Source organism: Bacillus sp. JJ1122 (assembly GCF_036964885.1).
In the GTDB taxonomy this organism is placed as follows: domain Bacteria; phylum Bacillota; class Bacilli; order Bacillales; family Cytobacillaceae; genus Mesobacillus.
In genome coordinates this window covers 373720-397538 of record NZ_JBALQL010000001.1, presented here as the reverse complement: position 1 = coordinate 397538, position 23819 = coordinate 373720, and the positions used below count along the sequence as shown (strand labels likewise).

General features: G+C 42.1%; 22 protein-coding genes. 19 read left to right on the top strand and 3 right to left on the bottom strand.

What is annotated here, in order from left to right; all coding sequences use genetic code 11:
• Positions 1–62: 62 nt before the first annotated feature.
• The gene (gene ylbJ / locus V7201_RS01940; RefSeq protein ID WP_335375087.1) at positions 63–1286 is read right to left on the bottom strand and encodes a sporulation integral membrane protein YlbJ; all 1224 of its coding nucleotides are present in this window, start codon (positions 1284–1286) and stop codon (positions 63–65) included.
• Between the two features lie 319 nt (positions 1287–1605).
• On the opposite strand from ylbJ, the gene V7201_RS01935 reads away from it, so the two are divergent.
• A complete protein-coding gene (locus V7201_RS01935; RefSeq protein ID WP_335375086.1) occupies positions 1606–2397 on the top strand; it encodes a patatin-like phospholipase family protein in 792 nt (263 codons plus the stop codon).
• On the top strand, positions 2394–3419 hold the full coding sequence (locus tag V7201_RS01930; protein WP_335375085.1) for a SepM family pheromone-processing serine protease: 1026 nt from the start codon (positions 2394–2396) through the stop codon (positions 3417–3419). The genes V7201_RS01935 and V7201_RS01930 overlap by 4 nt, the downstream gene beginning before the upstream one ends.
• Positions 3420–3571: 152 nt before the next feature.
• On the opposite strand, the gene V7201_RS01925 is transcribed toward V7201_RS01930, so the two are convergent.
• Positions 3572–4783: a nucleotidyltransferase gene (locus V7201_RS01925; protein WP_335375084.1), complete on the bottom strand. Its 1212-nt coding sequence runs from the start codon at positions 4781–4783 to the stop codon at positions 3572–3574.
• A 146-nt stretch (positions 4784–4929) separates the two neighbouring features.
• On the opposite strand from V7201_RS01925, the gene V7201_RS01920 reads away from it, so the two are divergent.
• The 4 genes from V7201_RS01920 to V7201_RS01905 all read left to right on the top strand — a co-directional run bounded on the left by V7201_RS01920 (position 4930) and on the right by V7201_RS01905 (position 7344).
• Positions 4930–5451: a YceD family protein gene (locus V7201_RS01920; protein ID WP_335375083.1), complete on the top strand. Its 522-nt coding sequence runs from the start codon at positions 4930–4932 to the stop codon at positions 5449–5451.
• Between the two features lie 83 nt (positions 5452–5534).
• Positions 5535–5708: a 50S ribosomal protein L32 gene (gene rpmF, locus V7201_RS01915; RefSeq protein WP_041965520.1), complete on the top strand. Its 174-nt coding sequence runs from the start codon at positions 5535–5537 to the stop codon at positions 5706–5708.
• Positions 5709–5860: 152 nt separating this feature from the next.
• Positions 5861–6631, top strand: a complete 771-nt coding sequence (locus V7201_RS01910) for an enoyl-CoA hydratase/isomerase family protein (RefSeq protein WP_335375082.1) — start codon at positions 5861–5863, stop codon at positions 6629–6631.
• An 80-nt stretch (positions 6632–6711) separates the two neighbouring features.
• Positions 6712–7344 carry an RsfA family transcriptional regulator gene (locus tag V7201_RS01905; RefSeq protein WP_335375081.1) on the top strand — a complete coding sequence of 211 codons (633 nt, stop codon included), beginning with the start codon at positions 6712–6714 and terminating at the stop codon, positions 7342–7344.
• A 129-nt stretch (positions 7345–7473) separates the two neighbouring features.
• Here the strand turns inward: V7201_RS01905 and V7201_RS01900 are convergent, their stop codons facing one another.
• The gene (locus tag V7201_RS01900) at positions 7474–7947 is read right to left on the bottom strand and encodes an N-acetyltransferase (protein ID WP_335375080.1); all 474 of its coding nucleotides are present in this window, start codon (positions 7945–7947) and stop codon (positions 7474–7476) included.
• A 241-nt stretch (positions 7948–8188) separates the two neighbouring features.
• Here V7201_RS01900 and V7201_RS01895 point away from each other — a divergent pair, with 241 nt between their 5' ends.
• The 13 genes from V7201_RS01895 (at position 8189) to V7201_RS01835 (ending at position 23819) form a co-directional block, all read left to right on the top strand.
• The gene (locus V7201_RS01895) at positions 8189–9532 is read left to right on the top strand and encodes an acetyl-CoA carboxylase biotin carboxylase subunit (RefSeq protein WP_335375079.1); all 1344 of its coding nucleotides are present in this window, start codon (positions 8189–8191) and stop codon (positions 9530–9532) included.
• A gap of 13 nt (positions 9533–9545) precedes the next feature.
• Entirely contained in the window at positions 9546–9758 is a 213-nt protein-coding gene (locus V7201_RS01890; RefSeq protein WP_335375078.1) for an acetyl-CoA carboxylase biotin carboxyl carrier protein subunit, read from the top strand.
• A 21-nt stretch (positions 9759–9779) separates the two neighbouring features.
• Positions 9780–11321: an acyl-CoA carboxylase subunit beta gene (locus V7201_RS01885; protein WP_335375077.1), complete on the top strand. Its 1542-nt coding sequence runs from the start codon at positions 9780–9782 to the stop codon at positions 11319–11321.
• Between the two features lie 249 nt (positions 11322–11570).
• On the top strand, positions 11571–12467 hold the full coding sequence (locus V7201_RS01880) for a 2-dehydropantoate 2-reductase (RefSeq protein ID WP_335375076.1): 897 nt from the start codon (positions 11571–11573) through the stop codon (positions 12465–12467).
• On the top strand, positions 12467–12856 hold the full coding sequence (locus tag V7201_RS01875) for a DUF3397 domain-containing protein (RefSeq protein ID WP_335375075.1): 390 nt from the start codon (positions 12467–12469) through the stop codon (positions 12854–12856). The genes V7201_RS01880 and V7201_RS01875 overlap by 1 nt, the downstream gene beginning before the upstream one ends.
• A gap of 494 nt (positions 12857–13350) precedes the next feature.
• Positions 13351–14985 (top strand): bacillithiol biosynthesis cysteine-adding enzyme BshC, encoded by a 1635-nt coding sequence (gene bshC, locus V7201_RS01870; RefSeq protein ID WP_335375074.1) that lies wholly within the window; start codon positions 13351–13353, stop codon positions 14983–14985.
• A 217-nt stretch (positions 14986–15202) separates the two neighbouring features.
• On the top strand, positions 15203–15634 hold the full coding sequence (mraZ, locus tag V7201_RS01865; protein WP_335375103.1) for a division/cell wall cluster transcriptional repressor MraZ: 432 nt from the start codon (positions 15203–15205) through the stop codon (positions 15632–15634).
• A 57-nt stretch (positions 15635–15691) separates the two neighbouring features.
• The gene (gene rsmH / locus V7201_RS01860) at positions 15692–16630 is read left to right on the top strand and encodes a 16S rRNA (cytosine(1402)-N(4))-methyltransferase RsmH (protein ID WP_335375102.1); all 939 of its coding nucleotides are present in this window, start codon (positions 15692–15694) and stop codon (positions 16628–16630) included.
• Positions 16631–16779: 149 nt separating this feature from the next.
• Positions 16780–17139 carry a cell division protein FtsL gene (gene ftsL, locus V7201_RS01855; RefSeq protein WP_335375073.1) on the top strand — a complete coding sequence of 120 codons (360 nt, stop codon included), beginning with the start codon at positions 16780–16782 and terminating at the stop codon, positions 17137–17139.
• Entirely contained in the window at positions 17139–19352 is a 2214-nt protein-coding gene (locus V7201_RS01850) for a penicillin-binding protein (protein ID WP_335375072.1), read from the top strand. The genes ftsL and V7201_RS01850 overlap by 1 nt, the downstream gene beginning before the upstream one ends.
• Before the next feature lie 209 nt (positions 19353–19561).
• A complete protein-coding gene (locus V7201_RS01845; RefSeq protein ID WP_335375071.1) occupies positions 19562–21475 on the top strand; it encodes a stage V sporulation protein D in 1914 nt (637 codons plus the stop codon).
• Between the two features lie 432 nt (positions 21476–21907).
• Positions 21908–23368 carry a UDP-N-acetylmuramoyl-L-alanyl-D-glutamate--2,6-diaminopimelate ligase gene (locus tag V7201_RS01840; RefSeq protein WP_335375070.1) on the top strand — a complete coding sequence of 487 codons (1461 nt, stop codon included), beginning with the start codon at positions 21908–21910 and terminating at the stop codon, positions 23366–23368.
• A 1-nt stretch (position 23369) separates the two neighbouring features.
• Positions 23370–23819 carry a hypothetical protein gene (locus V7201_RS01835; protein ID WP_335375069.1) on the top strand — a complete coding sequence of 150 codons (450 nt, stop codon included), beginning with the start codon at positions 23370–23372 and terminating at the stop codon, positions 23817–23819.

Below are 23819 nucleotides of genomic sequence, written 5' to 3'. Positions count from 1 at the left end.
TGCTGACGGCGACGTTGCCACAGGACGTGGCGTAGTTAGTCGCCGTTCCTTTTTCAAGGCGCTTACGCTTTTCTTAATATGCGGTTGCCGAGAATCAATACATACATAATTAAACTTACTATAGTAATTAGTGGGCCGACTGTAATCAGCGAATTATGGACATCAGCAAGGCGGCCACCTTCCGCTGAAAGGTATTCCATCACAGGAAGGGCATTTGATGGCTGGCCGCCTTCGAAGAACCTCACATACACTGGCTTCCATAAGATAAAAGCATAAAAAGCAGCAAAAAAACCATGCAGGATTCTGGCCACGAAAAAAGGCTGGAATCGAATGTCAGTCTGTGCGAGGATGCTTGCAACCTGTGCCTGTACGCTGAAACCGCTGAAAGCGAGAATAAAGCTCGTGATGATTGCCTGGTGCATGAGAGTAGCATCCTGAACCTGGCTGGTCATCTGGCTACCTAGGGTGATTTCAAACAGACCTGAAATAAAGGGCATGCTTAGCATTTCAGTCATCCCAAGCATCCCTAATGCAATCTCGATGAATTTGGCTAGAAAAGCTGTGATATGTAAGTGGAATAAGAGCTTGTTGATGACCGAGAATAAAATGATGAACCCGCCGATCATTAAGAGGGTTTGGATCGATGATGTCACAGCGTCACCAAGCAGCTTGCCGATTGGGCGGTTGTCTTTGATCCTTGTCCTGTGCAAGGCGGCGAAGGCAGCTCGAATAGACAGCTTTGACTCTTTTTCTTTATCGAGACTTTCCTCGTTTTTTCCATAAAACCTCATAATCAGTCCCACACTGATATTTCCCAGATAATGTGCCAAGGCAAGGAGGATTCCAAGCTGTACATTATAAAAGAAGCCCACTGATACAGCTCCAAAAATAAACAGCGGGTTGGATGAATTGGTGAAAGATACAAGTCTTTCAGCTTCTATTTTTGTCAGCTGCTTTTCTTGCCGGAGCCGTGCCGTTAATTTAGCTCCTGCAGGGTAACCGGAAGCCATGCCCATTGCCCAGACAAATCCGCCAACACCAGGAACCTTAAATAAAGGCCTCATCAATGGTTCGAGCAGGACACCGATAAACCGGACCACACCAAAACCAATCAGCATTTCCGAAACAATGAAAAAAGGGAGGAGGGAAGGAAAGACAATTTCCCACCACATATTTAATCCTCTGATCGACGCATCAAAGGATTCCTGCGGAAAAGATATTAAAGATGCAGCCATTAAAGTGACAGAGGCTGCAAGGAACAGCGTTTTAAATCTGGATTTAAGCACCTTTCACCCTCCCTTTTGTGGTATGTAGCTGTGAAACTTATTTAAACAGTGGTAAAATAAAGTAAAAACTTCATTAGGGGGGGTTTTTCCACCCCGGCTGTTTGTTAATTGTACAAAACATTCTTTTTTTCAGCATATGACCTTTCGAATCCTTGTAGACTTCCCTAAATACTCTGGGAAAAGGGTTTGCAGCAACTTCATAAATAATTGTGCAGTTGTCTGCCTTGTCCTCATATAAATCAATATACTCGCTGAACAGCAAATTAGACCAAGTTTAGTTTGTATGGTTAAAATATAGGATTTAAGGGAGGAAGAAGCTTTGCCGCGTCCAAAGGTAGGTTTAGCCCTTGGTTCAGGTGGCGCAAGAGGATTTGCCCATCTGGGTGTTATAAAGGTATTAAAAGATGAGGGAATCCCCATTGATTTGATCGCAGGGAGCAGCATGGGTGCTCTTGTTGCTTCATTTTATGGAGCGGGTCTGGATATTGACAGGCTATATAAGCTTTCAAGAGTGTTTAAACGAAAGTACTATCTGGATTTTACCGTGCCAAAAATGGGGTTTATTGCTGGAAAAAGAGTAAAAGAGTTAATTAGGATCTTTACACATGGAAAAACTATCGAAGAGTTAGATATTCCCATCGGAATCGTAGCAACAGACCTGATGTCAGGAGAGAAGGTTGTTTTTAAGAAAGGGCCGGTGGCAGAAGCTGTCAGAGCAAGCATCGCAATCCCTGGTATTTTTGTCCCGGAAAAATTGGATGGGCGGCTTTTTGTGGACGGAGGGGTAGTGGACAGAATTCCTGTTTCTGTTGCCAAGGAAATGGGAGCTGACCTAGTGGTTGCGGTTGATGTCTCCCATGTAAAAGTGAACGTTGATATTACCTCTATATTCGATGTGATCATCCAAAGTATTGATATTATGCAAATGGAGCTTGTCGCCAATCGTGAGGTAGCGTCTGATGTGATGATCAGGCCGAGAGTAGAAATGTATAATTCGAAAGCTTTTACGAATATAGAAGAAATCATTACAATTGGTGAAGAAGAAGCGAAGAAGCATGTAGATAAGATAAAACAGTGTATTGAGCAGTGGAAGGAGTCCCAGACAGAATGAAAAGAAAAACATCTATAAAGCTGAGCTTCTTGGCAGCTATACTTTTAATGGCGAGTGCCCTTTATTATTTGCCTTATTATGTCACAAAACCTGGAATGGCGAAAGAACTTGAGCCAATTGTCGAGGTTGAAGGCGGTTTTGAGGAAGAGGGCAACTTCATGCTGACAACTGTAAGGATGGGGAAGGCGAATATTTATGCCTATATCATCGCAAAGCTAAGCAAGTATCAAGAGATCTATCCGGTAGAAGATATCCGGGCCGAGGATGAGTCAGATGAAGAATATAACATACGCCAGCTTCATATGATGGCTGATTCAAAAACTTCGGCAATCGAAGTTGCTTATACAAAAGCGGGAATCCCAGTGAATTACACTTACAAGGGAGTCTATGTGCTCAGAGTAATGCCAGGAATGCCTGCGGAAGGAAAGCTGAAGCCAGGTGACCATGTTTTTGAAATCGACGGAAAAGCATTCAAATCCTCTGATGAGTTCATTAAATACGTCAGCTCCAAAAAGGCAGGAGAGGTCGTCAAGCTAGCATTTAAACGTAATGGAAAGACAGATCAGGCAGAAGTGCAGCTTAAAGCATTAGAGGATGGGAGCAATCGTGCTGCTGTCGGTATCCAGTTAGTAGATGACAAAGAAATCGATGTTGATCCCGATGTCACAGTACAATCAGAAGAAATTGGAGGACCATCAGCAGGTTTGATGTTCTCACTTGAAATATACAATCAATTGACCAAAGAGGATTTGACTAAAGGTTACCAAATTGCTGGTACGGGTACAATTACACCAGATGGAATCGTAGGCAGGATTGGCGGTATCCAGCAAAAAGTAGTCGCTGCAGACAAGGCTGGAGCCGAAATCTTTTTTGCGCCTAATGAAGAGGGTGCGAAGGACTCGAATTATCAAGAAGCAATGATTGCCGCGAAGGATATCAAAACTAAAATGAAAATCGTACCAGTCAACACCTTCGAAGATGCTGTATTATACCTGGAGAATTTAAAAGAAAAAACAAGCTGATTTTATCAGCTTGTTTTTTTAAACTTAAGTTGTTTAAAGATCAATGTTGTTTTTTTAGCACCTGTGGATTGGAGCGGAAATCAACCGTCCAGAATAACAGCTCGATACTTAAAGAAGGTTATATGTATGACAGTGCAGCATTAAACAGCTTGTTACAACATTATTGGAGGTCTTGAAAATTCTTCGCGAAGAAGTTCTTCTTGACCTTCGCCCTTCTGGACCAGTGCATAAATTTTTGACGCCTTAATATCAAGGTCAAGATCTGGATCAGAATATGCAGAAAGCTTTGATATGACAGGGAGAGTGAAATTTTTCTTATTTTGCTTTAAATATTCCCTTCCTTTTTCCGTAGCTCCTAGTAATCGTAAATAATTGACGGTGTTTTGCGGTTTTTTCATCTCATTTTTTTTTGTATTGGTTAAGATATGAAGGCAGACCCTTTGGAGTCGCGTCCACGTATAGCGTTTTGTTTTGATGGATTCCATAAATTCATGGAAGGACCTTGACGCAGCGGCGGTGGAAAACAGCCTGTTTTCAAGGCCTTCTTCAACCTCATAAAAATCTCTTATTTCCGCTGGGCTGCTTTGGAGCAATCTATATTTTAGCAAAGGCCAATAATTTTCCCAGGAATGAAATCCGCCGAACTTCTCTTTATATAGGGCAAGTTGTTCAAAGGTAGAGTCTGGGACAAGGCTTTTTATTGTATCCATTTCTCCAGAGGCGCCAAATAAAGCCTTCCTTATACTAGTTGCACTGGCTATGGTTGCTGAGGAAAAATGCTCATCATGATATCCTGCGTTTTTTCTTGTGATCGTATCAGGCAGCATCCTGCTTTCCTGCCTGTTGATTGCTCGTATGTAATGAAGACCAAGGATGTTGTTTGGACTTGATATGTCGATGAATGTTTCTGATGGTGATAAGGATTGGAAGCTAAGAGAAATGGATTTTGGATAGCTATTTCCCTTCGAAGTGTAGTACCTAATATTTTCTTGAAATTGTTCATTGTTTTTTTCAAGAAACAGGATGGTCCGCGTAAATGCATCCATATCTCCTGATTCACTGCCGAAAATAAGACTGCTGCAACCTGCTGCGGAAAGAATGGACACAGCACCTTCAGCAAAGATTTCCGCATGCTGGGTGGCAAATCGATAGGGAAGTTCAAAGACGATGTCCACACCGGCAGACAATGCCATTCTGGTCCTGGCCCATTTTGAAACAAGCGCAGGCTCTCCTCGCTGCAAAAAATTTCCGCTCATAGCCGCGATGGCTATTTTAGCAGCAGACTGCTCTTTAGCCTGCTGCAGGTGAAAAAGATGACCATTATGGAAAGGATTATATTCAACAACAACGCCAACAGCTTTCATTATTGTGCTCCTTCGTGTTAATATGGTTATTGCAATATCTAGAAGTTTAATTTACAGTATTAATGTAAATTATAGTGTAAAGAAAAAATATTGACAAATGATTATACGAGTTGCTATAATTACCTTTGTTGCCTTGGGGTGATTCTATGAAATGGACAATAAGTCAAATACAAAAACATCGAAACAAGGACTTTCTAATCGACGAGATCGTTCGGATGGATTCGGTTAAGGAAACAGATCCCACGATCCGTGAGGTCTCTCCGATTCACCTCACTGGAAGGGCCGATATAAGTGCCACGAGAGTGACGTTCCATATTCGGATTGAAGGCCATCTTATCCTTCCATGTTCCCGGACATTGGTTGACGTAAATTTTCCAATTGATGTTGAAACCACGGAAACTTTCCTTTTGAACAGCCACGATTACGAGGCTGATGAGGAAGTTTATCAAGTAACAGGCGATGTCCTTGATCTTGAACCAATCATCAGGGAAATCCTGCTGCTGGAAGTTCCAATACAGGTGTTTTGTGATGATAGCGCTGGTCAGGAAGGCGCACCCCAGTCAGGTAAGGATTGGGAAGTAATCGAGGAACAGGAAAAAACTGAGAAACTCGATCCCCGACTTGCCGGACTTGCAAAATTCTTTGAGGAATCTGATTCCTCTGACTAATTAATCGATTAAAAAAGAGCGTGAAGGTCCAGAATGGACTGGCCTTCATAAACTTTCTTATTCTCTTTAAGGAGGTGGGAAGAATGGCTGTACCATTTAGAAGAACGTCTAAAACTGCGAAAAGAAAACGCCGTACTCATTTTAAATTACAGGTTCCGGGTATGGTAGCATGCCCAAACTGCGGTGAAATGAAACTTGCTCACCGTGTATGTAAGGCTTGCGGAACATACAAAGGAAAAGAAGTTGTTAACAACTAATTTTCTGTACAAAAAAGCACAGGATGCTCACGCGTCCCTGTGCTTTTTTTGTTTTCTTGTGAAAAAATATATTAAGCAGGGAGATTGCTTTTTCATTTTACGGAAAATTGATAAAATTTAATGGAACAAGATATATTTTTAGGAGGGCAAGGATGGAACCGTACATAATATCCAAAGAAAATGAAGGTGTTTTGCTTTTTACGATAAATAGGCCGGATAGCAGAAATGCGATAAATTTTGAGGTAATGAATGGACTTGAAGAGGCGATCAGACTGGCATCCGCTGATGTTGTAAAGGTTTTTGCCATCACTGGGGCGGGCAGCCAGGCTTTTTGTTCCGGAGGTGATTTAGCGGCATTTCACCTGCTTAAGACAGAGGAGCAGGCATACGGGATGCTGTCGAGGATGGCAGGTATTCTATATAAACTCCTTGTCCTCCCGAAACCGACTATTGCTATTTTAAATGGGACCGCAGTTGGAGGAGGCTGCGAAATAGCTTCTGCCTGTGATTTCAGGATCGGGAAAAACGGCATGAAAGCTGGGTTCATCCAAGCCAATTTGGCCATTACCACAGGCTGGGGCGGGGGAACGCTGCTTTTAGAAAAACTGCAACATCCTTATGCTCTTAAAATGCTCTTGGACGCAAAAATACATTCAGCAGAAGAGCTCAGGGAGATAGGGTTCCTGCATGATTTGTACGACGGTGACCCACTGGAAGCGTGTCTCTCATTTTTAAAAGAAAGCTTAGAAAAAGAAATTGCGGTATTAGAAGCCTATAAATCTTTAGTGAATAAAAAGTGGGAGCTTTTATCGATGAGAGAAAGAATGAATGATGAGGCAGCCAGATGTGCTGTGTTATGGGAAGGAAAGGCACACCACAAAAAAGTGGACGAATTTATGCACCAAAAAAATAAAAATAATTAACAGTCACAAGGCATGTAATCAGTCTATCTTTCCTAGCAGATGCATATGAATGAATAAAAAACAATAGGAGGGATTTTCTGATGCCATTAACCCGTCAGGATGCCTGGTCACTAGATGAAGATTTATTGCTGGCTGAAGTAGTATTGCGCAATATCCGTGAGGGCGGAACGCAATTAAAAGCTTTTGAAGAAGTAGGGAAACAGCTCTCCCGGACTGCAGCAGCCTGCGGTTTCCGCTGGAATTCCTGCGTCAGGAAGCAATATAAGTCTGGTATTGAGCTGGCTAAAAAGCAGAGGAAGGAAGCTAAAAAGCAGTCCAAACCTGCTGAAAAGTCCGAAGAAACTACCGCGCCAGTGACAGAGGCTCAGACAGCTTCTCCTGTATTAGAAGAAAAGCAGGCAAATATCAGCTTGCAGCAGGTGAAAAGATATCTTGAAGATCTCTATGAAAAAGCAGGCTCAGCATCTGGAAACAAAGAAAGCCTTGATGAGCATAAAGAAAAAATCCACAGCCTTGAAAAGCAAATCTATTACTTGTCTGCTGAAAATGAAAAATTAGAAACTCAACTGAAATCAATGGAAGAAGATTATCGCGCTTTGATTGATATTATGGAGCGGGCGAGGAAAAGAGTTAGCCCGAGGGAAGATGACAAACAACAGAAAATGAAATTCCATGTTGAACCAAAAGGAAGCCTTGAGAAGGTAGAGAAGTAGATATCAAACAAACACCTGCCGTAATCTCGGCAGGTGTTTGTTCTGCTTAAAAGGTTCTAATGCACTTTTTGTTCTGCTTAAAAGGTTCTAATGCACTTTTTGTTCTGCTTAAAAGGTTCTAATGCACTTCTATTGAACCTGCTCCGTTACACCAGCAGGATACCAGACAAGCGGATTTTCGCCACGGTCCCTTTCCATATCATAGTGGACTGGAGTGAAGTCCATTTTGTCCCAGAAATCCTGGGATTTTACACGTGGATTCGTCTTAATTGGCAAGCCGAAGCTTTTTGCAAACTCAACCAGTGTTTTGCCATAGCCTTTACCCTGATAGTCTGGGAGAACTTCCAGCTTCCATAATTCCAGATAGTCTTGAGCAGGTTCAAAATAACGGTCAAATTGTTTCTTAACCTGATAGAGGCTCATCCTTGCGACCAGTTTATCACCAAAATAAATACCGTAAAAAGGTGAGTCGCTATCATTTTCTACGATATTCGCTTCAAGATCCTCGAGCATGGAAAGCTCTTGATGGCCATACTCCCTGAATTTCTTGAATTCCTCTAAAGTCTTATAATTGATTTTTAATTTTTCTACTTTATTGGCCATATTACATCCCCCGCTTATGCTGCCGTAAATTTTAATGTATTAATCTATACCCAGAATATACGTATTTTACAGGCAGCTAAAATAAAATTGTTTTTAATAACTCTTTTTTTATTATATTATAAAAACATGAAAAATTCTGCATTTGATTTTTAGAAAGCGGTTCCAATTTTTGCAGGAAAAAAACAGAATATTGTAGAATTTTAATAGTGAGTGTACTTTTTAACGGGAAAGGGGAAAAAGCGTGCAAAAAATATTAATTGCAAACAGGGGAGAAATTGCGCTTCGCATCATCCGTACTTGCCGTGAATTAGAGATTAAAACCGTGGCTGTCTATTCTGATGCTGATAAGGACTTGCCATTCGTGAAGGAAGCGGATAGCGCGTTTAGAATTGGGGAACCTCCAGTTCAAAAATCATACTTGAATGCAGATGAGATTTTAAGGATCGCTAAAGCTGAAAATGTTGACGGCATCCATCCGGGCTACGGTTTTTTATCGGAGAATGCAGAGTTTGCCCGAAAAGTCAGGGATGCTGGCCTGACATTTATTGGACCATCACCAGATACGATAGACAAAATGGGCGATAAGATAGTTGCAAGAACAACAATGGAGATAGCTGGCGTTCCAGTTGTGCCAGGCAGTGAACTTGGTGTTAAAACGCTTGACGAGGCAATTGAGCTCGCGGCTGAGATTGGCTATCCTGTCATGCTTAAGGCTAGTGGCGGTGGTGGTGGCATCGGTATGGTGCTCTGTGAAAATGAGCAAGCGCTCGCTAAGAATTTTGATTCTACTAAAGGAAGAGCAAAAGCATATTTTGGGACAGATGAAGTTTTCATTGAAAAATACATTAAAAATGCGCGGCATGTGGAAGTCCAGGTTTTTGGCGATTCGCACGGAAACTATGTGCATTTGTTTGAACGGGACTGCTCGATTCAACGGCGCCATCAAAAAGTAATCGAAGAGGCTCCGTCACCTTTCTTGAAGGAAGAAGCAAGACAGAAGATGTATGAAACGGCAGTGAAGGCTGCCAAGGCAGTTGATTACGTTAACGCCGGCACTGTAGAATTCATCGTTGATGAAAATGAAAATTTCTATTTCCTTGAAATGAATACACGGCTTCAGGTTGAGCATCCGGTAACTGAGTCGATTACTGGTCTTGACCTCGTTAAGTGGCAGATACTTGTTGCACGAGGTGAAAAGCTGCCTCTAATGCAAGGAGAAATTCAAAAAAAGGGCTGGGCAATTGAATTCCGTCTGTACGCTGAAGACCCTGTAAGGTTTTTGCCGTCGCCAGGAAAAATCAGTGAATTTTCCTGGATGGAATCAACAGGAGTTCGTGTTGACCCAGGATATGAATCTGGTTCAACAGTTACACCATATTATGATCCGATGGTTGCCAAGTGCATCGTAACAGGCAAGACAAGGCACGAGGCGATCCTTTTAGGACAGGAATTCTTCGCAAAATTAAAACTTGAAGGAATAAAGTCCAATGCACCTTTATTCGCAGAAGTTTTGCAGGAAGAGGGTTTCCAATCAGGGAATTACACAACAGCCTATTTATCAGAGAGAAAATTGGCATCTAAATAGAGGAGGAAAAAACATGAAAGAGATTACAGCAAATATGGCAGGAACAGTTCTTAATGTATTAGTGGCAGCAGGAGATACAGTGTCTGAAGGTCAAGAAGTTTTGATGCTGGAATCGATGAAAATGGAGATCCCGGTTGAAAGCCTTGGAGCAGGAACGGTAGCAGAAATCAAAGTGAACATTGGCGATTTTGTAAACGAAGGCGACGTACTGCTTGTATTAGAATAATAAGTTTTGAGGAGGGTGAAAATGACTACTGCTAAGGTTCTCTCTGAAACATTAGAAGAAAAGATCAAACAAATAGAAGCCGGCGGGCATCCGAAGTATCATGAAAAGAATGCCGGGCAGAATAAGCTTTTTGTACGTGAACGCCTAAATCTTTTATTCGATGGGGCCGTTTACGAAGAAGACGGAAAGTTTGCCAACTACCTGGCAGGTGATCTTCCGGCGGATGGAGTTGTCACTGCAATCGGCAAGATCAGTGGCCAGACAGTCTGTGTTATGGCAAACGACTCTACTGTTAAGGCTGGATCATGGGGAGCCAGAACGGTAGAAAAAATTATCAGGATCCAGGAAACAGCAGAAAAGCTTAAGGTGCCTTTGCTGTATCTTGTTGATTCCGCTGGTGCAAGGATTACGGACCAGCTTGATATGTTTCCTAACAGACGCGGAGCGGGCAAAATCTTTTACAATCAGGTAAAGCTTTCCGGCGTTATTCCACAAATTTGCCTGCTTTTCGGGCCGTCAGCTGCAGGCGGTGCCTATATACCAGCCTTCTGTGACATCGTGATCATGGTTGATCAAAATGCCTCCATGTATCTTGGTTCACCAAGGATGGCGGAAAAAGTAATTGGCGAAAAAGTTACACTGGAAGAAATGGGTGGCGCCCGCATGCATTGCTCGGTCAGTGGTGTTGGTGACATGCTCGTGTACAGTGAGCAAGAAGCGATTGAAGCAGCCAAGAAGTATTTGAGCTATTTTCCTGCCAATTTCCAATCGAAGACAAAGTTGATTGAGGGAGTCGCTCCAAAAGGAGGCAGGAGCCTTGAGGAGATTGTGCCTGTAAACCAGAACGCTCCTTTTGATATGTACGAAGGAATTGAGGCGCTGATCGATGAAGGAAGCTTTTTTGAAATCAAGAAGCTTTTTGCCCCTGAACTGATCACTGGACTTGCCAGGATAGACGGCAGGGCAATCGGAATCATTGCCAACCAGCCTAAGGTGAAGGGTGGAGTCCTGTTTGTGGATTCGGCCGACAAGGGCGCTAAATTCATCCAGCTTTGCGATGCATTCCATATTCCATTGCTATTCCTTGCTGATGTACCAGGATTCATGATTGGGACAAAGGTAGAACGTGCAGGAATTATCCGCCATGGCGCAAAGCTGATTGCTGCAATGAGCTCTGCGACAGTTCCAAAAATATCTGTAATTGTAAGGAAAGCTTATGGAGCAGGGCTATATGCCATGGCCGGCCCGGCATTTGAACCAGATTGCTGCATAGCTTTGCCTACAGCCCAGATCGCTGTTATGGGTCCCGAAGCTGCTGTAAACGCGGTATATTCAAATAAGATTAATGAAATTGCGGATCCTAAGGAAAAGATTGCTTTTGTGCAGGAGAAGCATCAGGAATATAAAGAGAGTATCGATATTTACAAATTGGCTTCGGAACTAATTGTTGATGATATAGTCGCAGCTTCCGATTTACGAAATGCCCTGATTGAAAGATTTAAACTATATGAAACAAAAGATATGGTATTCAGTGTCAGGAAGCATCCAGTATATCCAGTATAATACTTGCGGAGGTCCCTAGAAGGGCCTCCGTTTCATTTTTTTGCCTCATCGAATATATGTTATAAATATTCATAGACTTTTCTAAACACTTCTTCCAAATAAAGCATTATTTCTGATAAAATATGACTAAGTCCTTTAAGGCTCATTGTATATAAAGCCGAAATAACAGGCGCTTTAATAGGTTTTAGTTTCATAATTGTATTTTTTTACATGTAAAGGTCTTACACGGGAGGGAGCAGAAGGGTTTTTATGAAAATAGCAATTATCGGGGGCGGCTCGTTGGGCTTGCTGTTCTCTTCTTACCTAAGCGTGAAGCATGAAGTCAATTTGTACACCCGGACACAGCAACAAGCAGATTTAATTAATACTCATGGATTACATAGGATAAAAAATGACGAAAAGAGGACGACCCATAATATATTTGCTGCCCCACTCCATGATTGGCGGGGAACTGAAGATATGGCGATTATTGCTGTAAAACAATACCAGCTGCCAGTAATAATGCCAATATTAACTGCAAAGACAGTGGGGAGCCTCCTATTCCTTCAAAATGGTTATGGCCATATCAAACTGCTCAAGGATTTGACTGTCCTGCCTATATTTGTAGGTTCTGTGGAACATGGTGCCGTGAGGTCAAATGGCAATACCGTAATCCATAATGGTGCCGGAGTGACTCGGGCTGCGTTATACAAGGGAAGTGAAAATCTTTTAAGAGAATTATCCGCTTCGCTTGACTCGGATTTCCCGTTAATTCTTGAAGATGATTATGAGCGCATGCTGATCAAAAAACTGGTAGTCAATTCCGTCATCAACCCATTGACAGCAATCCTTAAAGTGAAGAATGGAGAGTTGATCAGGAATCATTATTACAAGGAAATCTTTGTAAAGCTTTTCGAGGAATGTGCGCAAGTGCTTGAATTACATAACAAAGAAGACTATTTCGAGAACTTATTGAGCGTTTGTAAAAAAACAGCCGAAAATCATTCATCCATGTATAAAGATCTGGAGAATGGCAGGACGACAGAAATAGATGCCATCCTCGGCTATCTGCTGGAAGAAGCTGCAAGGAAAAATATAAAAGCTCCATTAATACATAATTATTATGATTGCATCAAGGGGAAGGAGCACGAAAGGGAGGGGGCATAATGCCGGGAATTTTCTCCGCATTCGTTGCCACATTGATCACAGTCCCAATGATTGGTTACTTAGCGGTGTTCATTATCAGCAAGCAAATTTCAGGAAACCATCGGCGGTCAGTCAATCTTGCAATTGATTTCAGTACTCTATTGTTAGTGCTGTCCGTCCATTTTTTGATCATTACAATATGGGGAAGATCCTTTTTGTGGCTGATATTGCTTGTCTTGTTCGGGCTGGCGGCAATCTTTGTCCTGATCCATTGGAAGTACAAGGAGGAAATCGTGTTGCCCAAAGTGTTCAAAGGGTTCTGGCGATTTAACTTTTTGCTGTTTTTTTCCGCTTATGTCTTTCTTGTATTATTTGGCTTATTCCAAAGGCTGACATTGTTGTTTGTCTAGGCTTTTTTTCGCTCTTAATTCGCTTTGGGGAGCAGCTTTCCGTGAAGATCTGAGGGAGTCAAATCGGCATTTGCAAACAATAATGATAATACAATAACAGACTAAGAATAACTTAGTGTTGGATCGCTTACGTTGCAGTGAGATGGTCCAGCGCTTTTTATTTTAGGCTCTGTTTAAGCTGATTTTTGATTTCCATACCTGTTGATTGTAGTGGAAGGCGCGCGGACTCCTCCGAAAATGCTACGCAATTCCAACATCCGTGGGCTGATTCGAGGAAGATATTCAATGTCCTGCGGGTTCAGCGCGCCAGCCCCGCGGAAAGCGAAGCGCCTGGAAGGGAAATCAACAGAGTTGTTCAACAGAGCCTTGTTTTAAGCAAACAAAAATAATTCTGATTTTAGAACTTTCGCAAGGCAAAGTTTTTTTCTTTTCATTTCAAACAATGCTATACTCATAACAGTGAAAATTGTTGACGAGAAAGGAAGTACACGTAAATGGAGATGTTGAATCTCTCTCTTCCGGCTGCGAACCGGTTTGCGACAGATTACCTTGCTGGAAGCACTGAACTCCAGAGCTTCTTTCATTATAATTTTAAAAATGATGATGAATATGTTCATCGGTTAGATGAACTCAAAAATAGAACATTCATGAGAAATGAGCTGGCTGACCATATACAATCATTCATGTCACGTTATGCCCATTCTGATAAAATCGGTGCTAATATTGAGAAGCTTCGTCAGGAGAATAGCGTGGCAGTCATCGGAGGACAGCAGGCTGGCATTCTGACAGGACCGCTATATACGATCCACAAAGTCATTTCTATACTTAAGCTTGCAGAACAAAAAGAAGCTGAACTTGGCGTTCCAGTTGTTCCGGTCTTTTGGATTGCAGGAGAAGATCATGATTATCAGGAAGTAAATCATGTTTATGTTATGAATAACAATAAACAGGAAAAGTGGATATACCCAGAAAAGAATCTAGAAAAGAAAATGATTTCCGAAGTCTGCATCAATAAGGATTTGTGTTATTCATGGGTTGAGGAGATTATTGAAACCTACGGTGAAACAAAGCATACAAAAGAAGTTTTGGCATTTGCATTGGACTCATTGAAAACAGCTGAATCGTTTGTAGATTTTTTTGCTTCGATCATCATGGAGCTTTTCAAGGATTCAGGCTTGTTGATTGTTGATTCAGGGAACAAGGAATTGCGGAAGCTTGAAAAAGAGTATTTTATGCAACAGATGAACAGCCAACAGGAAATCACCGCTGCAGTTCTTAAACAGCAGCATCAGACAGAAGCTGCGGGATATCCCAATATGATCGATATAAATGAAAATGCAGCCAATCTCTTCTATTACGATGAAGAGGCAAATGAGAGGATATTGCTCCAGTTTGACCCAGAAACTGGCGGGTTTACCGGAAAAAATGGAGAGGTAAGCTTCTCTTTTGATGAATTGCAGGAGATTGCAAATGAATTTCCTGAAAAGCTTAGCAACAATGTCGTTACAAGACCGCTGATGCAGGAATGGCTTTTTCCGACTCTTGCCTTCATTGGCGGGCCGGGCGAGATTGCTTATTGGGCTGAATTAAAGCTTGTATTCGAACACTTCGGCTTAAAGATGCCTCCATTGGTGCCAAGGCTGAATATCACCATCCTGGAGCGTTCCATCGAGACAGATTTGAAGGAACTGAACCTTGACCTTAAGGAAGTGCTCATTTCTGGAACAAACAGGCATGAATTGAAATTTATTGAGTCACTGAAAGACCGTGAAGTTGAAGAGCTTTTTGAAAATGTTAAAGTCTCACTTGCTAAGCAATATACGCTTGTCAGAGAAAAATCGAAAACAATCGATCCGGTGCTGATGCCGCTGCTTGAAAAGAACGAACAAATCTTGATGAAGCAAATTAGCTTTATGGAGGGAAAAATCGTCGAAGCAGTCTGCCGCAAGCATGACCACATCCTGAAGAAATTCACAAGGGTGGAAAATGCATTAAGGCCAGGTGGCTCTCCACAGGAACGAGTGTGGAATCCTTTTTATTATTTAAATAAGTACGGTTTAAATTTTGTCTCGGATTTGCTAGGGCTCCAATATGAATTCGATGGCTCTCATAAAATAATCAAAATGTAAGCTAAAGCTCCACCCAATCTGGGTGGAGCTTTTTTTATGCGAATATCATTAAATTGTACCTCAAAACTAAAACAATTAGATGCTTAAAAAGTGATAAGAAATTATGAAAAAAGATACTTTTTAGAAGGAAATCCAAACAGGGGAGAGAATATTTAAAATAAGGTGGTGAAAAGTGGGGGAATGTGGTACATTGTATTTAGAAAGTGGGGGTAGTGGCATGTTCATGGGCGAATATCATCATAATATTGATAGTAAAGGCCGTTTGATCATCCCTGCCAAGGTCCGTGATAACCTGGGAGAAATGTTCATTCTTACGCGTGGACTCGATCAGTGTTTGTTTGGCTATCCCGTTTCTGAGTGGTCAGTTATTGAAGACAAGCTTAAAGGCCTTCCGCTGACCAAAAAAGATGCGCGGGCATTTACCCGTTTCTTCTTTTCAGGTGCTACCGAGAGTGAAATTGACAAACAGGGGAGAGTAAATATCCCTTCCCCTCTCATGCAGTATGCAAAGCTTGATAAAGAGTGTGTGATTTTAGGGGTTTCCAATCGAATTGAAATTTGGAGCAAGGCAATTTGGGAAGAATATTTCTCAGAATCTGAGGAATCTTTTGCTGAAATTGCGGAAAATATGATTGGATTTGATATTTAAGGGTAACATTATTCTGATATAATATTACCTGCTCCTCGATTGGAAAGGTGGATCATGATGTTCAAACATACAACAGTTTTACTGGAAGAAACAGTAGACGGGCTTAATATCAAGCCAGATGGTACATATGTGGATTGTACTCTCGGTGGTGCCGGCCACAGTGAATTAATTTTGTCCAAGCTTTCGGAAAAAGGAAAGCTCTATGCATTTGACCAGGATGATATTGCAATCGCAAATGCAAAAGAAAAACTGGCAAGCTACGGTGACAGACTTACAATCATTAAAAGTAATTTTCTTTATTTGCAAGAGGAACTTGAAAAACTTGGTGTGACGGAAGTGGATGGCGTTCTATATGATTTAGGTGTTTCGTCACCACAGCTTGATACTCCAGAACGAGGCTTCAGCTACCACCATGATGCGCCGCTTGATATGCGGATGGACCAGGACGCGCCATTGTCAGCTTATGATGTGATCAACGATTGGCCTTATGAAAAATTGGTCAAAATCTTCTTTCAATATGGGGAGGAGAAATTTTCAAAGCAGATAGCCAGGAAGATCGAAGCAGCACGGGAAACAAAACCGATTGAATCCACTGGAGAACTCGTGGAACTGATTAAAGATGCCATACCCGCACCTGCCAGAAGAAAAGGCGGCCATCCTGCAAAACGGGTATTCCAGGCTGTAAGGATTGCCGTAAATGACGAGCTAGGTGTATTCGAGAAATCGCTTGAGCAGGCTATAGACTTGATTGCCGTTGGCGGCAGGATCAGTGTCATCACCTTCCACTCCCTTGAAGACAGGATCTGTAAGGTAACCCTTAAAAAAGCGAGTGAAACACCGGAGCTTCCTCATGGACTGCCTATCATTCCAGAAGAATTCCAGCCGAAATTAAAACTGATTACTAGGAAACCAATCCTGCCGTCAGATGAAGAGCTTGAATTCAATAATCGAGCAAGGTCAGCAAAACTTCGTATCGCAGAAAAATTAAAAAAATAGGCTGTGTTAAGGTCAATAGAGATTTTAGCATCTTTTGATTTTCCATTATAAATCTGGCATTCCCTGTAGAAGCCTCTCGAGTGAGAGGAGTTTTATGGGATTCACCATGTGGAAACAGCCAATATATAAAAAAATTCTCAGGAGGGAAAATGATGAGCAATCTGGCAAGGAAATTGCAGCAGGAACAGCAGCAGCGCACTGTTCAAGCACCGGTAAAAGCCCCGGCAAAAAGAAATTCGATACTGACGCCTGGCGAAAAGATCATGATGTTTGTTTTCGGAGTGATGGTATGCTTTGGCGCAACATTCATGGTATCAAAACAGGCAGCTATTTATGAAGTCAACAAAGATATCCAGGTTATCGAAGGCAATATCGAGGAGCAGCAAAAAGTTAACAGTGATCTTGAAGTCCAGGTTAGCGAATTAAGTACCTATGAACGGATTAAGAAAGTAACTGAAAAGCTTGGTTTAACATTGAATGAAGACAATGTTAAGGGTGTTGAAAACTGATGATGAAAAAACAACCCAATATGAATGCAGGAGCAGCGGTATTATTCGTAATATTCAGCCTGCTCTTTTTTATCTTGATTTTTAGATTTGTATCAATCCAGGTTACGGGTGAAGTGCATGGACAAGCCCTTGCTGCCAAAGCTCAGCAAAAATATTCTAATGAAAAAGTCATTGAAGCGGTCAGGGGGACTATTTTCGACCGTAAAGGCGAAGTGGTTGCTGAGGATACAACAGCTTATACGCTTGTCGCGATTCTCGATGATTCTGTAACAACGAATAAGAAGAAACCGAAACACGTAGTCGATCCGGACAAAACAGCGAGCAAGCTTGCGAAGTACCTTGATATGAGCGAGTCTGAAATTTATAAACGACTTACAAAAAAAGGGGTATTCCAGGTTGAATTCGGCAAGGCTGGACGAGACATTTCTCATCAGACTAAAAGAGAAATAGAAGAATTGAAACTTCCTGGAATTACGTTTTTAAGAGATTCAAAGAGGTTTTATCCAAATGGCATATTTTCTTCGCACTTAGTAGGATATGTTGAAAAAGAAGAAAAGGAAGATGGAAAGTCCATCTCCACTGGCAGGCTTGGAGTGGAAAAAACCTTAAATGATGAGCTTACAGGCAAGAATGGATCTCTTTCATTTGAAAGTGATTTATGGGGATTCCTGTTGCCTGACAGCAATAAAAAGATTACTCCTGCACATGATGGGGATAATGTCTATTTAACGATCGATAAGAAAATACAGACATTCGTTGAGGATGCAGTCAGCCGTGTTCAGGAAGAGTATAAGCCTAAAAAAATCATCGCAATCGTTGCAGACCCAAAGACAGGCGATATTTTAGCGATGGCGCAGCGCCCGACCTTCCATCCGACCACAAGGGAAGGTCTGGATAAAAGCTGGCACAATGAGGTTGTAGAAACACCTATCGAACCAGGGTCTACGATGAAAATATTTACGCTTGCGGCAGCGGTCGAAGAGAAGAAATGGAACCCCGGTGAGCTTTATAAATCGGGATCTTACAGGGTAACAGAAAAATCAGGAAGAATCCATGACCACAACAATGGGGAAGGCTGGGGAACAATTTCCTTTCTTGAAGGAATTCAGCGATCCTCAAACGTTGCGGTTGCCAAATTGGTAAACGAAAAAATTGGTACTGAAGTGTTCCGTCAGTATTTAACAGATTTCGGCTTTGAAAAACCAACCGGCATTGACCTTCCGAACGAGGCAGTAGGGAAAATTGTATATAAATGGCCAATTGAAAAAATGACTACATCTTATGGGCAAGGAACTACCATTACGCCTATCCAGATGATTCAGGCAGCCACTGCTGTAGCTAACGACGGGAAAATGATGAAGCCGCAAGTCGTTGATAAAGTGGTCGACTCCAATACTGGTGAAATCATTAAACAAAGTGAACCAAAAGTAGTGGGTCAGCCAATTTCTGCTGAAACAGCGAAAGAAGTCCGTGATGTTCTGGAAACTGTTGTGACAGCGGAACATGGAACCGGAAAATCATATGCGATTGAAGGATATAAGGTGGCAGGTAAAACCGGGACAGCGAATATCACTAAAAATGGTAAATACCTAGATGGTGCTAACGATTATCTGTTTTCTTTCCTTGGAATGGCACCGAAAGACGATCCAAAACTTATTGTATATGTAGCAGTGCAGCAGCCGGAAATCGATCATTATTTCAAAGGCTCGATCCCGACTTCGATGATATTTAAATCAGTCATGAAAAGCAGTCTCCAATATTTAAACATCAAGCCAGCTTCTCAGGAAAAAGCGGAATCTAGCTCAGTACCTGATATTAAAGGCATGGATGCAACTGAAGCTAGCAAACTATTGGTATCTAATGGCTTTAAAACCATCATTATCGGTACTGGGAACCAAGTTGAAGAGCAGCTTCCAAAAGCAGATACAGTGGCTTTGGAAGGTGAAAAAATCATAATCAAGACTTCAGGAGCTCAAACATATCCTGATATGACAGGCTGGTCATTAAGGGACGTCATGAAGCTTGCGCAAATATCCGATGTGAAATTGAATAAGGCGGGCAGTGGTTATGTCATAAAGCAGAACCTCAAACCTGGTTCGCCAATTAACAAAGGTGAAGACTTGATTGTCTCGCTTGAAACTCCGCTCGAGCAATTCGAAAAATCGTTAAAAAAAGAAGATAAAAAAGAAGGAACAGAGGAAGTCGGTGACTGACCCCTCTGTTTCTTCTTTTTTTATGGGTATATATCTCAATTACCATAATTTCCACCTCAAAACCTATATTTTCATCTGTCTATCAAGCTTGTCTCTGACTTCTTGTTATATTCAAAAAAGTACAAGCATATATTTGAACGAGTGAAACAGATTGTCCATAGAATTTTAACTGCTTCAGTCTTAATAGAAAAAGGAGGTTCGTTCATTTTATGCGTGTTTCCAACGTTACCGTCAGAAAACGATTGGCGCTGGTTTTGTTAATTGGGATTCTAGTGTTTTTTATCATAGATGTACGCCTTGGGTATGTGCAATTCATGCTTGGTGATTTTTTGACAGGGAAGGCGAAGGACTCCTGGAGCAGGAACGTGCCATTTGAACCTCAGCGTGGTGAAATAATGGACAGGAATGGCGTTGCACTGGCAACAAATATCAGTGCACCTACCGTCTATGCTGTACCTCGCCAGATTGAAGACCCTGCAATGGTTGCAGAAAAATTGGCTGCGGCACTGAATATGTCAAAGGAAAAGGCTTATCAGCATATCACGAAAAAATCGATGATTGAAAGGATTCCTGAAGGAAGGAAAATCTCGCATGAGAAGGCTAAAGAAATCAGGGCAATGAACCTGAAAGGAATTTACATCGGCGAGGATTCAAAACGGCATTATCCTTTCGGGAGCTATCTCTCTCACGTACTAGGTTTTGCAGGAGTTGATAATCAGGGACTGATGGGGTTGGAGCTATATTATGATAAGCAGCTGAAAGGAACAAAGGGTTCCGTGCAATTTTATGCAAATGCAAAGGGTCAGCGAATGAATGATATGGCGGATGATTATGAACCTCCTGTTGATGGATTGGACCTTAAGCTGACAATCGACAGCAAAGTCCAAACTATCGTAGAAAGGGAGCTTGACATAGCTCAGGCAAAATATAACCCGGACGGGATTATTGCGATTGCGATGAATCCTACAAATGGCGAAATACTGGCTATGTCGAGCAGGCCGGACTTTGATCCGGCGAACTTCAGGAATGTAGCGCCAGAAGTATATAACCGGAACCTTCCTGTCTGGAGTACATATGAGCCGGGTTCCACATTTAAAATTGTTACATTGGCTGCGGCTCTCGAAGAAGGAAAAGTTGACCTTGAAAAAGATCATTTCCATGATCCGGGTTTTGTGGAGGTTGCTGGGGCAAGAATCCGCTGTTGGAAAAAAGGCGGGCACGGCAGCCAATCATTTCTTGAAGTCGTTGAGAACTCATGCAACCCGGGTTTCGTAGAACTGGGCGAGAGATTGGGAAAAGAAAAACTATTTAAATATGTGAAGGACTTCGGCTTCGGGCAAAAAACTGGAATCGACCTACAGGGTGAAGGAAAAGGGATTATGTTTAATATTGACAGGGTAGGACCGGTCGAACAGGCAACAACAGCGTTTGGTCAGGGGGTATCGGTTACACCGATCCAGCAGGTTGCTGCTGTGGCAGCGGCAGTGAATGGAGGAATTCTTTATACCCCATATATTGCCAAAGAACTAATCGATCCGATTACAGGGGAGATTGTGATGAAGAAAACACCTGAAGCAAAGAGAAGGGTGATTTCTGAGGAAACATCAAAAGAAATCAGGCATGCACTTGAAAGTGTAGTAGCAAGAGGCTCAGGTAAGAATGCATTTGTGGATTCGTACCGAGTGGGGGGGAAGACTGGAACAGCACAGAAGGCTCAGAACGGAAGATATCTCGAGAATAACCACATTGTTTCCTTTATAGGATTTGCACCAGCAGATAATCCGCAAATCGTAGTTTACGTGGCAGTTGATAATCCGAAAGGCACGGTCCAATTCGGAGGAGTCGTAGCTGCCCCAATCGTAGGTGATATCATGGAAGATAGCTTGCGGGCTATGGAAGTGCCACCACGAAAAGGCCAAATTGAGAAGGAATTGACATGGCTTGATACTCCTATGGTCGAGGTGCCGGATTTAATTGGATTAACAAAGAAAGAGCTTCAGCAGCAACTTGTCAATTTAAAGCTGGATGTAGCTGGACAAGGCGATAAGGTTGTGAAACAGCTTCCGTCTCCTGGGGTTAAAATTAAAGAAGGCTCGACAATCCGGATCTATATGAACAATTAATCAAAGAGTATTAGTTTTAACGGGCGGCGAGAGGATGAAAATCCGCCGCCCACTTTTGCATGTATTGTGAAAATTGTATTTAATCAGGTGATAAATGCGATAAGAAGTCCCCTTTTTGTTATTCCCAATCCTATTGCAAAATGAGGCGGGAAAAGGGAGTAAAGAGAGAAAAGTTCAAATGGGGCAATCGATGGTTCATATGAACTTGCAAACGCGCTGTGAAGGGGACGCTACTTTAGTGCTCGCGGAAAACTAGAATCTGAAGAGAGAACCAACAGCCAAGTATGACGAATCTTATTGATCAATAGCAAACTAGTTTTACGAAAATTACCTTGTAAAAAAGGACTTGGACTTTTCGTCTCAACAATGGCTAAATTTAGCCTAATCATGTAAAATAAGAGTCGCCATGTTGTTTGAGAGGATTTGATAAATATGAAATTACACGAATTGATTGGTTATTTGCACCCATTCGTGGATTACAAGGGAGAAAATCCCGAAATTACTTCGATTGAAAATGATAACCGCAGAGTGACGCCAGGAAGTTTATTCATATGTGTAAAAGGCTATACAGTGGATGGTCACGATTTTGCTGGCTCCGCTGTTAAAAATGGAGCATCCGCAGTACTGGCAGAAAGAGAGCTCCCATTGAATGTGCCTGTCATTGTAGTTAAGGATACTGTGAGGGCTATGGCAGTGCTTGCTGATGCTTTTTACGGCCAGCCAAGCCACAAGCTCCATCTGATTGGAATAACTGGTACAAACGGGAAGACTACGACAAGTCTTATAATCGAAAAGATTTTTACTGATGCAGAACAGAAAACAGGGTTAATTGGTACGATGTACACTAAAATCGGCGATCAGGTTTTTGAGGCGAAAAATACAACTCCTGAAAGCCTTACACTCCAAAAGACGTTTAATAAGATGGTCGATGAACAGGTACAAACGGCTGTTATGGAAGTATCATCTCACGCCCTTGTTTATGGCAGGGTTCACGGGACGGATTATAATGTTGCGGTATTTACAAATCTGACACAGGACCATCTTGACTATCATAAAACGATGGAGGAATACAAGAAGGCGAAAGGTCTGCTTTTTTCACAGCTAGGAAATGCATTTAACCATGCTTACCCTAAGTTTGCCGTCCTGAATGCAGATGATCCTGCGAGTGAGGAGTTTGCCACTCTGACAACAGCACATATTCTAACTTATGGAATAGACAACCATGCTGACCTTCAGGCAACGAATATCTCGATGTCTGCGAGTGGAACATCCTTTGATTTAGTCAGCCCTTTTGGTATCCGCCGCGTAAATATCCAGCTGATTGGGAAATTCAGTATTTATAATGTACTCGCGAGCATTGGAGCCGCATTGGTATCTGGATTGCCATTAGAAAAAATTATTTCCGCTGTAGAAAGCGTTAAAGGTGTTTCCGGCCGTTTTGAGGTTGTTGATGCCGGCCAGGATTTTTCCGTAATCGTCGACTATGCCCATACACCAGACAGTCTTGAAAACGTACTAAAGACGGTTCAGCAGTTTGCGCAAAAAAGGGTGTTCTGCATTGTTGGCTGCGGCGGCGACCGTGACCGGACAAAACGGCCTTTGATGGCTAAGATTGCTTGTGAATACGCTACAGACGCAATCTTTACTTCTGACAATCCTCGAAGTGAGGATCCTGGACAAATTATCAAGGATATGGAAGAAGGAGTAAAAGGAGAGGTCTATACTGCCATCCTCGATCGGAAGGAAGCAATCCGATACGCAGTAAGCAGAGCGTCTGCTGGAGATGTGATCATGATTGCCGGGAAGGGCCATGAAACATACCAGCAAATAGGTGACCGGACATTTGATTTTGATGACAGAATTGTAGCACGCGAGGCAATAGAGGAGAGGTAATATGCTGACATATCAGGATGTTTCAGGTCTGTTTCCCAAGACTTCTGGAATCAAAGATGATGCAATCCAATTTTTCACTGTAAGCTGCATAGCTGGCGCTAAACAGCCAAAAGGACTGTTTGTCCCGGTTTCAGAGGACTCGGGATCACTTCAAGAAGCAATTTCTAACGGTGCCATAGCAGCTGTCTGGCCTGAGAACGTGCCTGTTCCAGGTTATGCACCAAATCATTTTCCATTATTTTATGCAGAAAACATACTGAAAGGCTTAGAGAAAATCATGAAATCATACTTAGACTATTTAACACAACATGAAGAATTAAACGACAGTACAAAAGTCATTTTTGAACATAAAGGACTTCTTAATGAAAAAGATTCAACATATGATATAGCTGTGATGGCTGAAAACATCAATAAATTCGGCCGCGTACAGACTAAGGCAGGTGAGGAATAG

Bases quoted from the DNA above. Each gene is read 5' to 3' on its own strand.
- V7201_RS01930 (WP_335375085.1), top strand. From the start codon at position 2,394: ATGAAAAGAAAAACATCTATAAAGCTGAGCTTCTTGGCAGCTATACTT.
- V7201_RS01925 (WP_335375084.1), bottom strand. From the start codon at position 4,783: ATGAAAGCTGTTGGCGTTGTTGTTGAATATAATCCTTTCCATAATGGT.
- V7201_RS01920 (WP_335375083.1), top strand. From the start codon at position 4,930: ATGAAATGGACAATAAGTCAAATACAAAAACATCGAAACAAGGACTTT.
- rpmF (WP_041965520.1), top strand. From the start codon at position 5,535: ATGGCTGTACCATTTAGAAGAACGTCTAAAACTGCGAAAAGAAAACGC.
- V7201_RS01910 (WP_335375082.1), top strand. From the start codon at position 5,861: ATGGAACCGTACATAATATCCAAAGAAAATGAAGGTGTTTTGCTTTTT.
- V7201_RS01905 (WP_335375081.1), top strand. From the start codon at position 6,712: ATGCCATTAACCCGTCAGGATGCCTGGTCACTAGATGAAGATTTATTG.
- V7201_RS01900 (WP_335375080.1), bottom strand. From the start codon at position 7,947: ATGGCCAATAAAGTAGAAAAATTAAAAATCAATTATAAGACTTTAGAG.
- V7201_RS01890 (WP_335375078.1), top strand. From the start codon at position 9,546: ATGAAAGAGATTACAGCAAATATGGCAGGAACAGTTCTTAATGTATTA.
- V7201_RS01885 (WP_335375077.1), top strand. From the start codon at position 9,780: ATGACTACTGCTAAGGTTCTCTCTGAAACATTAGAAGAAAAGATCAAA.
- V7201_RS01880 (WP_335375076.1), top strand. From the start codon at position 11,571: ATGAAAATAGCAATTATCGGGGGCGGCTCGTTGGGCTTGCTGTTCTCT.
- V7201_RS01875 (WP_335375075.1), top strand. From the start codon at position 12,467: ATGCCGGGAATTTTCTCCGCATTCGTTGCCACATTGATCACAGTCCCA.
- bshC (WP_335375074.1), top strand. From the start codon at position 13,351: ATGGAGATGTTGAATCTCTCTCTTCCGGCTGCGAACCGGTTTGCGACA.
- mraZ (WP_335375103.1), top strand. From the start codon at position 15,203: ATGTTCATGGGCGAATATCATCATAATATTGATAGTAAAGGCCGTTTG.
- rsmH (WP_335375102.1), top strand. From the start codon at position 15,692: ATGTTCAAACATACAACAGTTTTACTGGAAGAAACAGTAGACGGGCTT.
- ftsL (WP_335375073.1), top strand. From the start codon at position 16,780: ATGATGAGCAATCTGGCAAGGAAATTGCAGCAGGAACAGCAGCAGCGC.
- V7201_RS01850 (WP_335375072.1), top strand. From the start codon at position 17,139: ATGATGAAAAAACAACCCAATATGAATGCAGGAGCAGCGGTATTATTC.
- V7201_RS01845 (WP_335375071.1), top strand. From the start codon at position 19,562: ATGCGTGTTTCCAACGTTACCGTCAGAAAACGATTGGCGCTGGTTTTG.
- V7201_RS01840 (WP_335375070.1), top strand. From the start codon at position 21,908: ATGAAATTACACGAATTGATTGGTTATTTGCACCCATTCGTGGATTAC.
- V7201_RS01835 (WP_335375069.1), top strand. From the start codon at position 23,370: ATGCTGACATATCAGGATGTTTCAGGTCTGTTTCCCAAGACTTCTGGA.